We start from the raw sequence: 13,870 nt of genomic DNA on the forward strand, positions 1-13,870 counted from the left end.
GCACGTCCGTCCGATCAATGGCCCTCTGTTCACATGCACACCCTTGCAGATCTGCGCGCCGGCACGCTGGCCGGCATCCAACGCCTGGACCTGGGCTGCGGCCTGGAAACCTTTCCGACCGAAATCTTCGACCTGGCCGACTCGCTCAAGGTACTCAACCTGAGCGGCAACGCCCTGAGCCAGTTGCCTGACGACCTCCATCGCCTGCACCACCTGGAAGTGCTGTTCGTCTCCGACAACCGCTTCACTGAACTGCCCGCCTGCCTGGGCCGCTGCCAGCAGCTGCGCATGGTCGGCTTCAAGGCCAACCGCATCACTCATGTGCCGGCCCAGGCGCTGCCGCCGCAGTTGCGCTGGCTGATCCTCACTGATAACCGGATCGAAACACTGCCTGACGCCCTGGGTGAATGCCTGCAGCTGCAAAAGCTGATGCTGGCCGGCAATCGCCTGACCCGTTTGCCCGCCACCCTGGCCAACTGTCACCAGCTGGAACTGTTGCGCATCGCATCCAACCGATTGCCTGAGCTGCCCGACTGGCTGCTGGACCTGCCGGCACTGGCCTGGCTGGCACACTCGGGCAACCCGTTCAGCCACAGCCCTGACACGCTGCCGATTGCACACATCGACTGGACTCGACTCGACGTGCGCCAACGCCTGGGTGAAGGCGCCTCAGGAGTGATTCAACAAGGGGTCTGGCACGATGGCGAGGTCGAGCGGCCGGTGGCGATCAAACTCTACAAAGGCGAGCTGACCAGCGATGGCTCGCCTCTGGATGAAATGCAGGCCTGCATCAAGGCCGGCCTGCACCGGCATCTGATCACGGTGCTGGGCGAGGTTGATCAACATCCTGAAGCACGGCGCGGGCTGGTGATGGACCTGATTGATCCTGCATTTGCCAACCTGGCCGGACCACCGAGCCTGGACTCCTGCACCCGTGACATCTATCGCGCCGATACGCATCTGACCCTTGCGGCCCTGCGGGCGCTGGCAGCCGGCATCGCGTCGGTCACCGCCCATCTGCATGCACAGGGCATGACCCATGGTGATCTGTATGGTCATAACATTCTGTGGCAGGCCAACGGCGAGTGCCTGTTGGGCGATTTTGGCGCGGCGTCCTTTCACCCCTCAAGCCAGGCGGCCGGGGCACTGGAACGGATCGAGACCCGGGCCTTCGGCATCCTGTTGAGCGAATTGCTGGACCGCTGCCCCGACAGCGCGACGCAGCCTGAACTGTACGCGCTGGCCGGGCAATGCCTGCAGGCTGACGTGAAGGCCCGACCTGCCATGCAGGAGGTCTATCGCCAGCTGGCCGGGTGATCACCCGGCACTTGCACACTTATGAATGTCAGCCCGCCAGGCCCACATACATATTCTGTACGTCGTCATGCTCGTCGATGGCTTCGAGGAAGGCTTCGACTTCAGCCAGTTGCTCTTCGCTGAGGCCTTCGACAGGGTTCTTCGGGCGGTAGCCCAGTTGCACGGACTGCACGGTGAAACCCTGCTCGGGCAGCGCCTTGCACACGGCGTCGACGTCGGTCGGCTCGGTAAGGAACAACACGGCACCGTCTTCACCGGGCTCGCAGTCCTGGGCACCGGCTTCGATGGCGGCCTCTTCGGCGTCCAGGTCAGGCTTGTCGGCTACGGCCTCGATCATGCCCTGATACAGGAAGTCCCAGGACACCGAACCCGAAGCGCCCAATTGCCCCTTGCGAAACAGCACGCGGATTTGCGCCACGGTGCGGTTGACGTTGTCGGTCAGGCACTCGACGATCACCGGCACCTGATGCGGGGCGAACCCTTCGTAGGTCACACGCTCGAAACTGATGGTCTCGCCCAGGAGGCCTGCGCCTTTCTTGATCGCCCGTTCCAGGGTGTCGCGCGGCATCGAGGCTTTCTTGGCCTGCTCTACCACCAGGCGCAGGCGCGAGTTCATTTCAGGATCGGCACCGGCGCGGGCAGCGACCATGATCTCCTTGGACAGCTTGCCAAAGATCTTGCCCTTGGCGTTGGCGGCCGCTTCTCTATGTTTGACTTTCCACTGTGCGCCCATGTCTGCTCTCTTGATTCGCTGGCGCCTTGCCGTGTGCAGGCAAGGCGTTGAAAAGGAAGGGTCCGGAACGCTCCGGACACAGGGCATGCATTCTATACGCCCGCAGCGCAGTTGAAACCCCTGTCCAGTCAGGCGCTTGCATGTCGGACAATTACATTGTGAGCGCGCAAAGCTGTAGTCCTTTTCTGAAAAACCGGGCAGACCTGCTTTTGCGTCGTGGCATTCCGTACCCTTCGCAGCCATGAACCTCATGGAGAGAGAGTCCGCGAATGCCCAACGATCAACCCGGGTCGATAACCCTGGCAATTGCCGACTGCCCATCAGCCCTGCAGGTGGTCGGCTTTACAGGCCGCGAAGCCCTCAATGAAACCTGGCGCTTCGACATCGACCTGATCAGCCGCGATCCGCACCTTGATGTCGGCGCCCTGCTGCAACGCCGCGCCTGCCTCAAACCCTGTCCCGGGCACCCCGGTGTGCAGGGTGAAATCGGCAGTGCCAGCCAGGTGTATGCCGGCACTTGCCTGAGCCATTACCGGCTCAGCCTGTGGCCACGCCTGCAACGCCTGGCACAGCCGCGTCGACAGCACGCCTTCCGGAACCTGAGTGTTCCGCAACTGATCGAGCACCTGTTGCGCGAGCGCGGCCTGGGTGATGCCGATTACCGTTTCGAGCCCTTGTATGGCGTTTACCCGCCTCGCCCGCTGTGCATGCAGCACCAGGAAAGTGATCTGCACTTGCTGCAACGCTTGTGTGAGGAAGAAGGCATTCACTTTCGCTTCGACGGCCAGCAACTGGTATTTGCCGATGATTGCGCCAGTTTCCCCGAGCGCAGTGGCGCACTGTATTTCATGGACAGCGGCCAGGACCTGAAGGTGGAGCAGATCAGCCACCTTGCCGAATCACTGAGGCTGCAACCGGCGCAGCCATACCTGCCGGCCCCGCCTTCGTCGACGTGGCTGCCGGTCAGTACGGATGCCGAAGCACCGTCTGCCAGGCAAGCCGATAACCAGCCTTACCCGAAGACTTCAGGCCTGCCGGCACAGGATCCCCTCAGTGCCTGGCAACGTCAGCGCAGCGCTCGTCAACTCCAGTGCCTGCGCACCGAGCGTCGACAGATCAGCGGTTGCAGCCAGTTGCCAACGCTGGTGTGTGGCCAGGTCATACAGGTGCTCGGGCATCCAGAATTGCGCCTCAATGACCACTGGTTGCTGACCTGGATTCGTCATGCAGGCAAACAACCCGAGGTATTTGAAGGCCACGACCCGCATGACGTCGCCGCCATCAGCCGGCTGCTGTCCAGTGCGCCGCTGCCGGATGCGCCCGTGCATGACCGGTTCGACAGCGGCTATCGCAACCGTTTCGGTGTGACCTTGTGGACCGAACCGTTCAGGCCGGCGCTGCGCCATCCCAAGCCGACCGTGCACGGGTTGCAAGCGGCCACCTTGCTGGGCAGCGAGGTCGATCCGCAGGGTTGCCTGCCGATTCGCATGGATTGGCAAGCGGAACCCGTTGAACCGGGGCACGCGATCAGGGCTTTGCTGGTCAATCCCGACCTGCCGGCTTATGCCTTGCGCAGCGGGTGCCGGGTGCAGATCGGCTATCTGGATAATGATCCCGACCGGCCGTTGATCTGCGCCGTGCTGCCACCGGCACCCGAGGAGCCTGCCACCCGCTGGTGGGTCGATGATCAGGTGCTGGAGCCACTACCGCAGGCCCTGACGCTGCAGGACGGGCAGACCGTGCGGGTGCAAAGCAATGATCCTGTCACCCTGCAGGGTCTGGGAACGGTGCAGGTCGGGCAGCAGGACATTGCTGTCACGAGCCGCAACGGCCTGCAGCTAGGGCATCCGGCAGCGCCTGCCGTGGATGCTGTGCCTGGGCCTTTGCCTGACTTGCACCTCCCCCCCGAAGGCAAGCCGCCCGCCCACTGCCTGTGGTACATCGTGCGCATGGCCAGGCCCGGGCTTGAGCATCTGTCGCGGCTCGACCCGGAGCATTTTCTGTTCGAAGGTCGCACAGACGAAAAAGGTTATCTGGGCCTGACCCCCGAGCAGCGGCATCAACTGGCCATTGAATACGCCAGAACCCCTGACCACCTGTGCCTGATTCATCCAGGCCGCTGCATCACGCTCAATGATTTTTTTCGCCAGCACAGCAATGAACAGCAGCACCGCGCCTGGCTTGCCACCGGCGAGGCCTTTAGCGATGTCCCCTAGGCTCTGTACGTAAAGTGCCTGCGCTCGGCCATGCGGCGTTAAAAATCGACTCGCAATGCTCATTGACACGTGTCAACTGCGCTTGCTCGCCGCTTTTTGCCTTGCCTGACCTTCGTTCACCGACTTTTCGTACAGAGCCTAACGTCCCTTGAAACTTGGCGGCCGCTTGTCGATAAATGCCGCCATGCCTTCTTTCTGATCATGGCTGGCGAATACGGCATGAAAGATCCGGCGCTCGAAGCGGATGCCTTCGGCCAGGCTGACTTCGAAGGCACGGTTGACGCTTTCCTTGACCATCATCGCCACCGGCAGGGATTTTTCGGCAATCGTCGCTGCCGCTTTCATGGCCTCATCAAGCAACTGCTCCGGCGCCAGCACGCGGGCCACCAACCCGGCCCGCTCGGCTTCATGGGCATCCATCAGACGCCCCGTCAGGCACAGGTCCATAGCCTTGGCCTTGCCGATCGCACGGGTCAGCCGCTGGGTGCCGCCCATGCCGGGCAACACGCCAAGGTTGATTTCCGGCTGGCCGAAACGGGCGTTGTCTGCCGCCAGAATGAAATCGCACATCAGCGCCAGCTCGCAACCGCCGCCCAGGGCAAAGCCGGCCACGGCCGCAATCATCGGCTTGCGCCTGGCGGCGACCTTGTCGCTTTCGATAAACAGGTCGTCGAGGTAGATCTGCGGGTAGCTGAGTTCAGCCATTTCCTTGATATCGGCACCGGCGGCAAAGGCCTTGTCGGAGCCGGTCAGCACGATACAGCCGATCGTCGGGTCGGCCTCGAAACCGTTGAGCGCGTCGTTGAGTTCATCGATCAGGCGGGCATTCAAGGCGTTCAGCGCCTTGGGACGGTGCAGTGTGATCAGCGCAACCTTTTCTCTGACCTCTGTCAGGATTTCACTGTAAACCATTGATTTTTATCCTTATAAGTCAAAACAACCAACCTGAACATGATCTTGAGAGCCGATTGAGGCCTTCAAGAAATCAATCAATCAGCTCAACAGCCATGGCCGTCGCCTCCCCTCCGCCAATGCAGATGGCCGCCACGCCGCGCTTGAGTTGTCGACGCCTCAGGGCCGACAACAAGGTCACCAGGATCCGCGCCCCTGAAGCGCCCACCGGATGCCCCAGGGCACAGGCGCCACCATGGACATTGACCTTGTCATGCGACAAGCCCAATTGGCTCATGGCCACCAGCGTCACGACGGCAAAGGCTTCATTGATCTCGAACAGGTCGACATCGGCTGCCTGCCAGCCGGTCTTGTCCCAGAGCGCACGGATGGCACCGATGGGCGCCGTGGTAAACAGCCCGGGGCGATTGGCGTAGGCGGCGTGTCCATGAATCACCGCCAGCGGCTTGAGTCCCCGCTGCTCGGCCTGCGAGCGGCGCATCAGCAGCAAGGCCGCGGCACCATCGGAAATCGAGCTGGCATTGGCGGCGGTCACCGTGCCGCCTTCGCGAAAGGCCGGCTTGAGCACGGGAATCCTGTCCGGGCGCGCCTTGGGCGGCTGTTCGTCATGCACGATGGTCTTTTGCTGCTTGCCAACGGTGACCTCCACCGGAACGATCTCAGCGTCGAAATAGCCTTGGGCAATGGCCTCCTGTGCGCGGCTCAACGAAGCCAGGGCAAAGGCGTCCTGGTCCTCGCGACTGAAACCGCCGGCCTGGGCACATTCTTCGGCATAGGTGCCCATCAACCGGCCGGGTTCGAAGGCATCTTCCAGGCCGTCATAGAACATATGGTCCAGTACCCGGCCGTGGCCCATGCGATAGCCTTCACGCGCCCGGTCCAGCAGGTAGGGCGCGTTGGACATGCTCTCCATGCCACCGGCCACCACCACCCGGGCACTGCCGGCCAGCAGCAGGTCATGGGCCTGGATCACGGTCTGCATGCCTGACCCGCACATCTTGTTGACGGTGGTGCAGCGGGTGCCGACATCCAGCCCCGCCCCCAGCGCCGCTTGGCGCGCCGGGGCCTGGCCCAGGCCTGCCGGCAACACACAACCGAACAGCACTTCTTCGACCGCCAGCGGGTCGATACCGGCGCGCTCGACCGTCGCGCGAATGGCCGCACTGCCCAGTCGAGTGGCGCTCAAGCTTTGCAAGTCCCCCTGGAAACCGCCCATGGGCGTGCGCGCCGCACTGACGATAACGACAGGGTCGTGAAGGGTTTCGCTGGACATGACGACTTCTCCCAAAAGGTGCCTCAAAGCAAGGCCGGCCTTTGCCCTCAGGCCATGATGATCGCCCTGAGCTTAGCCCACATGGCGCCATCTGGCGGCCTGTGGCCGATGCGACGAATGTCTGCGCCTGATCAGTGTCTATGGGGTGTACCGAATCCGGAGCCCGCCATGTTGCGCCCTGCCGCACGCCTGCTGTTGATCATCCTGCCCCTGCTGCTGGGTGCCTGTGCCCTGCTGCCGGACCGCGACCCGCTGTTGATCGATGTCGTGGGCATCGAGCCTTTGCCGGGCCAGGAACTGGAAGTGCGCATGGCGGTGAAGCTGCGGGTGCAGAACCCCAACGATACGCCCCTCGACTATGACGGCGTGGCCTTGCGCGTGGACGTCAATGATCGACTGCTGGCCTCCGGGGTCAGCAATATGAGCGGGCGTATTGAAAGGTTCGATGAAGTGCTGCTGGTGGTGCCGGTGAGCATCTCGGCGTTTTCAGCCCTGCGCCAGGCCTTGGGGCTGGCGCAGGGCCAGGCACTCGATGGCCTGCCCTACACCGTGCGTGGCAAACTGTCTGGTGGCGTGTTCGGCACCCGGCGCTTCGAGGACAGCGGCACGTTTGATCTGCGCGATGCCGCTGGCAACCGCTGGTAACGCACCGCTTCAGCGAGCGGCGGCGACCAGGCGGTTCAATTCACTGCGTACCATGTTGGCAAATTCCGGCGGACTGAGGTTGTCCAGCTCGGCGCGAGCCCATTCGGACCATTTTCCCTTGCGTTTGGAGCGTTCGCCGATCAGGCGCGCCGCTTCGCTCTTGGCCTTGCCCAGATTGCTCTGCCACAGTTCGAACAGTCGGGACTTTTCGTCTTCCAGTTCGGCACGTTCGGCCAGGGGACGGTTGGCGAGATTGAAACTCATGACGGTGACCTCTTGTAAAACCGGCAGCAATCTTACACCCATGGCCGGCGGTGACGCTCGACAGCGACGCAAAAGCTTGCAACTTTTCCGACGGCAGCACACTCCATTGCTCATTGCCATCAACTGAAAGGAAAGCATCATGGCCCGCAGAAAGACCGAACAGCACATCACTGACCAGATCAAGGATCAGACCTTCAGCGAACTGCAGGCGCTGATCGAAGAATCCGACAAACTGCTCAAGGACAGCGCCTCGCTGGTAGGCGAAGAAGCGGAAAACCTGCGTGAACAATTGAGCCTCAAGCTCAAGCAGGCCGCCGACTCGATCATCAACGTGCGCGAGCGCACCCGTCCGGTGGTCGAAGCCACCGAGACCTACATTGGTGGCCATCCGTGGCAGACCGTGGCCATCTCGGCCGGCTTTGGCCTGGTGGTAGGACTGCTGCTGGGTCGTCGTTGATCGATAACGCCGCGTAACCGTGCACTTACAGTGCGCGGTTAACCACGCCAGGTTCGGCAAAGCGATGTGACTTGGCGACCTTGGCCTGCAACGCCGTCAATTGCGTACTTGCCTGCTCTTCGGACTCGTAGGGCCCCAGCAGGATCTGTTGCTTGCCATCGATGTTCACGATCACCGGCGCATAGTGGCGCTCAAGCAGCCAGGCACTGGTGTCACTGACCGCTTCACGCGTGTTCATCTGGATGTACCACTTCGGCTGCTTGACTTCAGCGGCCTGAACCGGCGCACTGGCGGCCTCGCGAGCCGGTGGCTGGGGCTTGCCTGCGTCGCATCCGGCCAGTGCCAGCACTGCCATCATCATTACCCTCTTGCGCACGTCGAACTGCTCCTGCCTGAATGAAGAGGCCGCGAGTCTAGCACTCCCGGCCCGCGATTCGACGGGTGCGTAAAGGTGTCGCAGGTCCCTGCAGTGACCCGCTCAGGCCCGGTCATGGCTGCCTTTGCAGGGTGCACGGTCCATTCCCCGCCGATCGCCATCATGTAATCAGATATTTCACCAACGATCTTGCCAACCGCCCGGCGGCACTGCACAGCCATGACCGGCCACTATGCTCAACACGGAACCTCCTCATCGCTGCAGGAGTCAACGTATGTGCCTCCACGACCCGCTGTATTGTTTCATTCCACCGTACATGCTCGAACACATGTCTGAATCCCCCAACCGCAAGGTTCGATACTGTGCGATTGCCAACATTGCCTGCCGATCAGCGTACATCGCCACACGCCTGGCCACCTTGGGCAGCGCAACGCAACCGGTGCTGGCCAGCGCACATGGGCATAAACACCGGTTGATCTACGACGCTCGCGACAGCACCGAACTGCCGGGCCGCCTGGTCCGTCAGGAAGACCAGGCGCTCACGGGCGATGCGGCAGTGGATGAAGCCTTCGACGGCTCGGGCCTGGTGTATGACTTTTATGAGCAACTGTTCGAACGCCGTTCGCTGGACGATAACGGCATGCCGCTGATTGCTTCCGTGCACGTGACCGAAGTCGACATGCAGGGCGATCGGGTGCCCCTCAATAACGCCTTCTGGAACGGCCGGCAAATGGCTTACGGGGACGGGGATGGCGAAGTCTTCACGCGCTTTACCGCCAGTCTGGAAGTCATCGGCCATGAGTTGACCCATGGCGTGCAGAGCTTTACCTCGCAACTGCTGTACCAGGGCCAGTCCGGCGCCCTCAACGAGCATTTTGCCGATGTATTCGGTGTGCTGGTGCGCCAGTGGCATGACGGTACACCGGCCAATGACGCCAGCTGGCTGATCGGCCAGCAACTGTTGGTGCCGGCCCCTACCCGGCGCGGCATACGCGACATGCTGCACCCCGGCACCGCCTACAGCGGCGATCCCGACCTGGGCGACGATCCACAACCGGCGCACATGACGGACCTGTATACCGGCCAGCGTGATCGTGGCGGGGTGCATATCAATTCGGGGATTCCCAACCGCGCCTTTGCGTTGCTTGCGCAGGCACTGGGCGGCAACGCCTGGGAAGTGGCCGGACGGATCTGGTATGAGACGCTGTTGCAATTGCCAGCCAACAGCCAGTTCAGCGACTGCGCGCGCATCAGCGCCAGGCTGGCCGGCCAGCGCCGCTACGGTGCTGCGGCCAGGCGCGCCGTCATTGCCGCCTGGCGAGAGGTGGGGGTTCGGGCATAGCCCGACCGACAGAAAGAGTGCAGACCATGAAAGTGTGTGTCATTCAGTCGGGCGGTTTTGCCGGTACGATCAGTCACTATGAAGTGGATGCCGATACGTTGCCGCCGGCAGATGCCGATCAGTTGAAGAAACTGGTGCACTGCCTGGACCTGCCGCCGTCCGAACAGCGATTCGATGAGCAAAGCACCGATCTGAAACAGTATGAGGTTACCGTCGAATATCAGGGCGAAACGGTGTGCCTGGTGTTCGATGAGCGCAACATCCCCGCCCCCGTTCGCCCCTTGCTGAAATTTTTGCAAGCACACGCAGCGAGGCAGCCCTCTAGCATCAGGCACAGGAACAGGCCAGAATAATGGCCTGTTGCCGATCACTTCGGCGACAGGCCCCTGGCAAGCTACGAACATCGCCACAGCACTGCGGTCCATCCTTGAATGGCTGCGTTTGAATACACGCCGCAACGGCCTCAACAAGGTATTTTCCTGTACCTTTTCCTTTACCGTTCAGGATCTGCATTTACCGCATTCGATGAGTATTGAAGACCCCCACCCTCAACCACCGGGCCTGATCATCTGCGAGCATTGCGACTCGCTGTATGAAATTGCGCCTTTGCGTGCCGGCGAGTCTGCCTATTGCCTGCGCTGTCGTGCCCTGTTGGGTCGTGGCCAGCGCATGTCCATGGAGCAGTGGCTGGCCCTGACCGTGGCCGCCGCCGTGTTATTTGTGCTGGCCAATATCTTCCCGGTGATCAGCATCAGCATGAAGGGCCTGAGCAACGAGGTGACCCTCTGGCAATCGGTCGAGGCCCTGGCCCAGGGGCGCATCACCCTGATCGCCCTGGTGGCCGGCCTGTCGATCATCTTTGCCCCGCTGCTGCAGATCCTGCTGTTGCTGTGGGTATTACTGCATGCCCAGCGCGGCGTGGTGGCGCCCGGCTTCAAGGCTTGCATGCGCGCCCTTGAGCACCTGCGGCCCTGGAGCATGCTGGAGGTGTGCATGCTTGGCATTCTGGTGGCCATCATCAAGTTGTCCGGCATGCTCGACGTCCACCCTGGCGTCGGGCTGTGGGCCATGGCCATGTTGATGGTGCTGATCCTGTTGATCGCCAACCGCAACATTCGCAGGCTGTGGGATGTGCTGGAGGTGAAACCGTCATGAGCGAGATTCCCTACGCCCACCAGCACAAGCTGTGTCTGTGCCACATCTGTGGCCAGGCCTGTGCCGAAGACGCTCACTGCTGCCCGCGCTGCGATTCGCCCGTGCACCGGCGTAAACCCAACAGCATCGTGCGGACCTGGGCCTTTCTGATCGCCGGGCTGATTTTCTACATTCCGGCCAATACCCTGCCGGTGATGTACACCACCCTGCTGGGCAACAGCAGCGAAAACACCATCATGAGCGGCGTGATCGAATTCGTGCATGGCGGCTCCTGGGACATTGCCCTGCTGATCTTCATTGCCAGCGTAGTGGTGCCCTGCGTGAAATTCGCCGTGCTGGGCATGCTGCTGATCACCTGCCAGCGCCGCAGCCGCTGGGCCATGGTCGAGCGCGCCCGGTTGTATCGCTTTATCGAGCTGATCGGCTACTGGTCGATGCTCGATGTGCTGGTCGTGGCCCTGGTGGCCTCTCTTGTGCAGTTTCGCGAACTCAGCAGCATCGAGCCGCGTATCGGCATCCTGTTCTTTGGTTTGGTCGTGGTGATGACGATGTTCGCCGCCATGAGTTTCGATCCCCGGCTTATCTGGGATGCAGAGGTTGAAGATGCCTGACAACACCCCCCCTACGTCGGCTACCGCGCCGGCCAGCCCCGAGATCAAGTCGCGCCGGGTACGTATCTCGCTGGTCTGGCTGGTGCCGATCGTCGCCGGCCTGATCGGCCTGTCGATGGCCGTGCACGACTGGCTGAATATCGGCCCGAAGATCACGGTCAGCTTTCAGACGGCCGAAGGCCTGGAAGCCAACAAGACCCAGGTCAAGTACAAGAATGTGGTCATCGGCATGGTCACTGCCATCGAGCTGAGCGAAGACCGCAGCCATGTGCAGGCCACCATCGAGCTGAACAACAGCGCCGGCCCCTTCACACGGGTCGACAGTCAGTACTGGGTGGTGCGTCCGCGTATCGGCGCCCATGGCGTGTCCGGGGTCGACACCCTGCTTTCAGGGGCATTCATCGGTGCCGATGCCGGCAGCGCCGAGCAGACCAAGGACACTTTCATCGGCCTGGAAACGCCGCCGCCTATCACCTTCGGCGAAAAAGGCAAGCGCTTTATCCTGCACACCGACGACCTTGGTTCGCTGGACATCGGCTCGCCTATCTACTACCGACGCATCCAGGTCGGTCAGGTGGTGGGCTACAACCTGTCCGAAGACGGCAAGGGCGTGGACATCCAGATCTTCATCAACTCGCCCAATGACAAGTACATCACCACCGACACCCGCTTCTGGAATGCCAGCGGTGTAGACGTCACCGTCGGCGCTTCGGGCCTGAAGATCAATACCCAGTCGCTGGCCTCGATCGTCTCCGGCGGCATTGCCTTTCGCGAGCCGAACTGGAGCCCGGACACCAAGCCGGCCGACGAGAACGCCGAATTCCGCATTTTCGATGACCAGGCCGCCGCCCTGGCACCGCCCGATGGCGAACCGCGTTATATCCGTATGCGTTTCAACCAGTCACTGCGTGGCCTTGCCGTCAACTCACCGGTGGACTTCCTGGGCGTGAACATCGGTCGGGTCGTCTCGGTCGACCTGGACTACGACCCGGTCACCAAGACCTTCCCTGGCATCGTGGGCGCCCTGATTTACCCCAAGCGCCTGGGCGCGGCCGATTCCAAGTTGCAGCAACTGGCCGGTGGCGGCGATCCGGACGAACAATCGGCACGGATTCTCGGAGCGTTTGTCAGCAATGGCCTGCGTGCCCAGGCGCGCACCGGCAACCTGCTGACCGGGCAGTTGTACATCGCCATGGAATTTGACCCCAAGGCAGCGAAAGTCGCCTTCGACCCCAAGGCGCGACCGCTGGAAATCCCGACCGTGCCGGGTAGCTTCGACAAGTTGCAGGAACAACTGCAGGCCTTTGTCGACAAGCTGGGCCGTCTGCCGATCGACGAACTGGCCGGCAACCTCAATGGCACCTTGAGCGAATTGCAGAAGACCCTGAAAACGGTCAATGGCAGCGTGCTGCCGCAAATGCGCGGTGCGCTGCAACAGGCCGAGAAAACCCTGGCCACCGCCAACGACACGCTGGACGAAGACTCCCCCGGTCGCCAGCAACTGGGCCAGGCCATGGAGGAAGTGCAGCGCGCTGCCCGCTCGATGCGCGTGCTGACCGACTTCCTGGGCCGTCAACCCGAATCCTTGATCCGTGGCCGCAGCAGCGAGTCGGCACCGGCTTCCTACAAGAGCTCGTCTTCACGCACCAAGAACCTGGAGCCACAACAATGACCCTGCGCCTGAAACTGGCGGTCCTGGCCACGGCCCTGGGACTGGCCGCCTGCTCCTCACCGGTGATGCGTTACTACACCCTGGTGGCGCCGCTCGACACCGTGCCGGCAACCAAGAGCCCACCAGCGCCGTTCCAGTTCGAGATGCTGGCCGTGCAGTTACCGGTGCAGGTCGACCAGCCTCCGCTGGTGGTTCGCCAGGGAGACGGGAGCCTGGCCATTCTGGATACCGAGCGCTGGGGGGCGCCTTTGGGCGATGAGTTCCACGACGCCCTGACCGCCCAGCTGGAAAGCCGCCTTGGCCGCCGCGACGTGGCCGGCCTGCCCAAGGACAATCACCAGCCGCTGCTGTCGCTGCGTACCGATGTGCGGCGCTTCGAATCGGTTGTCGGCAATTACGCGCTGATCGATGTGGTCTGGAATCTGGGGATGCGCAACGGTCCGACAGGCAGCCCGCGCACCAACCTGACCTGCAGCAGCGTGATCCGTGAGAATGCAGGTCCAGGCCTGGAAAGCCTGGTGCTGGCGCATCAGGCTGCCGTGGCGCGCCTGGCGGACGACATTGCCCGCACTGCCACGCAATGGGCAAGCCGACCTGCTGCAGGCTGCCCGTAATCCTCCCTGCATTGCTTGCCAGCCGGGTATATCCTGATCACCTCAACGGCAACAAACAGGTAGCCCACGGGCTACCTGTCACACCCGGCGCTTAACAATTTTCTACGCAACCCTCTCACAACAGCACAATGAAAAAGAGCAAAAATTGTTCTAGTTCGTACAAAAAAGTACCAGCCACCACTATTGCCCTCTGAGTTTTACGGGTATCTTTGCCTGCGCAAAACAATGTGTGGGGGAACTTTCGATATAGACCATCAGTTGATGCCCTTTTATAGGCAGCCGG

The 13,870-nt window shown here is 62.0% G+C and carries 15 protein-coding genes; 10 read left to right on the plus strand and 5 right to left on the minus strand.

What is annotated here, in order from left to right:
• The first annotated feature begins 33 nt into the window (after nt 1–33).
• Complete coding sequence (locus tag DGA31_RS14385; protein ID WP_109512992.1) at nt 34–1,317, plus strand: leucine-rich repeat-containing protein kinase family protein; 1,284 nt, start codon at nt 34–36, stop codon at nt 1,315–1,317.
• 28 nt (nt 1,318–1,345) lie between these two features.
• Here DGA31_RS14385 and DGA31_RS14390 read toward each other — a convergent pair whose 3' ends face one another.
• Complete coding sequence (locus DGA31_RS14390) at nt 1,346–2,050, minus strand: YebC/PmpR family DNA-binding transcriptional regulator (RefSeq protein WP_056839634.1); 705 nt, start codon at nt 2,048–2,050, stop codon at nt 1,346–1,348.
• 269 nt (nt 2,051–2,319) lie between these two features.
• Here DGA31_RS14390 and DGA31_RS14395 point away from each other — a divergent pair, with 269 nt between their 5' ends.
• On the plus strand, nt 2,320–4,266 hold the full coding sequence (locus tag DGA31_RS14395; RefSeq protein WP_109512993.1) for a type VI secretion system Vgr family protein: 1,947 nt from the start codon (nt 2,320–2,322) through the stop codon (nt 4,264–4,266).
• 138 nt (nt 4,267–4,404) lie between these two features.
• On the opposite strand, the gene DGA31_RS14405 is transcribed toward DGA31_RS14395, so the two are convergent.
• Both DGA31_RS14405 and DGA31_RS14410 read right to left on the minus strand, forming a co-directional pair.
• The gene (locus DGA31_RS14405; RefSeq protein WP_109512995.1) at nt 4,405–5,178 is read right to left on the minus strand and encodes an enoyl-CoA hydratase; all 774 of its coding nucleotides are present in this window, start codon (nt 5,176–5,178) and stop codon (nt 4,405–4,407) included.
• Between the two features lie 73 nt (nt 5,179–5,251).
• Nucleotides 5,252–6,451 (minus strand): acetyl-CoA C-acyltransferase, encoded by a 1,200-nt coding sequence (locus DGA31_RS14410; protein WP_109512996.1) that lies wholly within the window; start codon nt 6,449–6,451, stop codon nt 5,252–5,254.
• 168 nt (nt 6,452–6,619) lie between these two features.
• Between DGA31_RS14410 and DGA31_RS14415 the strand changes: the two genes are divergently transcribed.
• Complete coding sequence (locus tag DGA31_RS14415; protein WP_109512997.1) at nt 6,620–7,096, plus strand: LEA/WHy family protein; 477 nt, start codon at nt 6,620–6,622, stop codon at nt 7,094–7,096.
• Between the two features lie 9 nt (nt 7,097–7,105).
• Here the strand turns inward: DGA31_RS14415 and DGA31_RS14420 are convergent, their stop codons facing one another.
• Nucleotides 7,106–7,360, minus strand: a complete 255-nt coding sequence (locus DGA31_RS14420; protein ID WP_056839795.1) for a hypothetical protein — start codon at nt 7,358–7,360, stop codon at nt 7,106–7,108.
• A 139-nt stretch (nt 7,361–7,499) separates the two neighbouring features.
• Between DGA31_RS14420 and DGA31_RS14425 the strand changes: the two genes are divergently transcribed.
• Nucleotides 7,500–7,817, plus strand: a complete 318-nt coding sequence (locus tag DGA31_RS14425; RefSeq protein WP_056839796.1) for an ElaB/YgaM/YqjD family protein — start codon at nt 7,500–7,502, stop codon at nt 7,815–7,817.
• Between the two features lie 25 nt (nt 7,818–7,842).
• Here DGA31_RS14425 and DGA31_RS14430 read toward each other — a convergent pair whose 3' ends face one another.
• Nucleotides 7,843–8,193, minus strand: coding sequence for a hypothetical protein (locus DGA31_RS14430; RefSeq protein WP_109512998.1), 351 nt, complete (start codon nt 8,191–8,193; stop codon nt 7,843–7,845).
• A gap of 274 nt (nt 8,194–8,467) precedes the next feature.
• On the opposite strand from DGA31_RS14430, the gene DGA31_RS14435 reads away from it, so the two are divergent.
• From DGA31_RS14435 to DGA31_RS14460, 6 genes are all read left to right on the plus strand, one after another.
• Entirely contained in the window at nt 8,468–9,535 is a 1,068-nt protein-coding gene (locus tag DGA31_RS14435) for a M4 family metallopeptidase (RefSeq protein ID WP_109512999.1), read from the plus strand.
• A gap of 26 nt (nt 9,536–9,561) precedes the next feature.
• On the plus strand, nt 9,562–9,888 hold the full coding sequence (locus tag DGA31_RS14440) for a protealysin inhibitor emfourin (protein ID WP_109513000.1): 327 nt from the start codon (nt 9,562–9,564) through the stop codon (nt 9,886–9,888).
• A gap of 172 nt (nt 9,889–10,060) precedes the next feature.
• Entirely contained in the window at nt 10,061–10,690 is a 630-nt protein-coding gene (locus tag DGA31_RS14445) for a paraquat-inducible protein A (protein WP_056840169.1), read from the plus strand.
• Nucleotides 10,687–11,301, plus strand: coding sequence for a paraquat-inducible protein A (locus DGA31_RS14450; protein WP_056839800.1), 615 nt, complete (start codon nt 10,687–10,689; stop codon nt 11,299–11,301). The genes DGA31_RS14445 and DGA31_RS14450 overlap by 4 nt, the downstream gene beginning before the upstream one ends.
• On the plus strand, nt 11,294–12,973 hold the full coding sequence (locus tag DGA31_RS14455; protein ID WP_109513071.1) for a PqiB family protein: 1,680 nt from the start codon (nt 11,294–11,296) through the stop codon (nt 12,971–12,973). The genes DGA31_RS14450 and DGA31_RS14455 overlap by 8 nt, the downstream gene beginning before the upstream one ends.
• Complete coding sequence (locus DGA31_RS14460) at nt 12,970–13,587, plus strand: PqiC family protein (protein ID WP_109513001.1); 618 nt, start codon at nt 12,970–12,972, stop codon at nt 13,585–13,587. Before DGA31_RS14455 ends, DGA31_RS14460 begins: the two co-directional genes overlap by 4 nt.
• Nucleotides 13,588–13,870 lie beyond the last annotated feature (283 nt).

Origin of the sequence: Pseudomonas ovata, from assembly GCF_003131185.1 — a bacterium.
GTDB classification, from domain to species: domain Bacteria; phylum Pseudomonadota; class Gammaproteobacteria; order Pseudomonadales; family Pseudomonadaceae; genus Aquipseudomonas; species Aquipseudomonas ovata.

What these genes read in the sequence shown, in the direction of transcription:
- DGA31_RS14385 (WP_109512992.1), top strand. Translation starts at nt 34, where the DNA reads ATGCACACCCTTGCAGATCTGCGCGCCGGCACGCTGGCCGGCATCCAA.
- DGA31_RS14390 (WP_056839634.1), bottom strand. Translation starts at nt 2,050, where the DNA reads ATGGGCGCACAGTGGAAAGTCAAACATAGAGAAGCGGCCGCCAACGCC.
- DGA31_RS14395 (WP_109512993.1), top strand. Translation starts at nt 2,320, where the DNA reads ATGCCCAACGATCAACCCGGGTCGATAACCCTGGCAATTGCCGACTGC.
- DGA31_RS14405 (WP_109512995.1), bottom strand. Translation starts at nt 5,178, where the DNA reads ATGGTTTACAGTGAAATCCTGACAGAGGTCAGAGAAAAGGTTGCGCTG.
- DGA31_RS14410 (WP_109512996.1), bottom strand. Translation starts at nt 6,451, where the DNA reads ATGTCCAGCGAAACCCTTCACGACCCTGTCGTTATCGTCAGTGCGGCG.
- DGA31_RS14415 (WP_109512997.1), top strand. Translation starts at nt 6,620, where the DNA reads ATGTTGCGCCCTGCCGCACGCCTGCTGTTGATCATCCTGCCCCTGCTG.
- DGA31_RS14420 (WP_056839795.1), bottom strand. Translation starts at nt 7,360, where the DNA reads ATGAGTTTCAATCTCGCCAACCGTCCCCTGGCCGAACGTGCCGAACTG.
- DGA31_RS14425 (WP_056839796.1), top strand. Translation starts at nt 7,500, where the DNA reads ATGGCCCGCAGAAAGACCGAACAGCACATCACTGACCAGATCAAGGAT.
- DGA31_RS14435 (WP_109512999.1), top strand. Translation starts at nt 8,468, where the DNA reads ATGTGCCTCCACGACCCGCTGTATTGTTTCATTCCACCGTACATGCTC.
- DGA31_RS14440 (WP_109513000.1), top strand. Translation starts at nt 9,562, where the DNA reads ATGAAAGTGTGTGTCATTCAGTCGGGCGGTTTTGCCGGTACGATCAGT.
- DGA31_RS14445 (WP_056840169.1), top strand. Translation starts at nt 10,061, where the DNA reads ATGAGTATTGAAGACCCCCACCCTCAACCACCGGGCCTGATCATCTGC.
- DGA31_RS14450 (WP_056839800.1), top strand. Translation starts at nt 10,687, where the DNA reads ATGAGCGAGATTCCCTACGCCCACCAGCACAAGCTGTGTCTGTGCCAC.
- DGA31_RS14455 (WP_109513071.1), top strand. Translation starts at nt 11,294, where the DNA reads ATGCCTGACAACACCCCCCCTACGTCGGCTACCGCGCCGGCCAGCCCC.
- DGA31_RS14460 (WP_109513001.1), top strand. Translation starts at nt 12,970, where the DNA reads ATGACCCTGCGCCTGAAACTGGCGGTCCTGGCCACGGCCCTGGGACTG.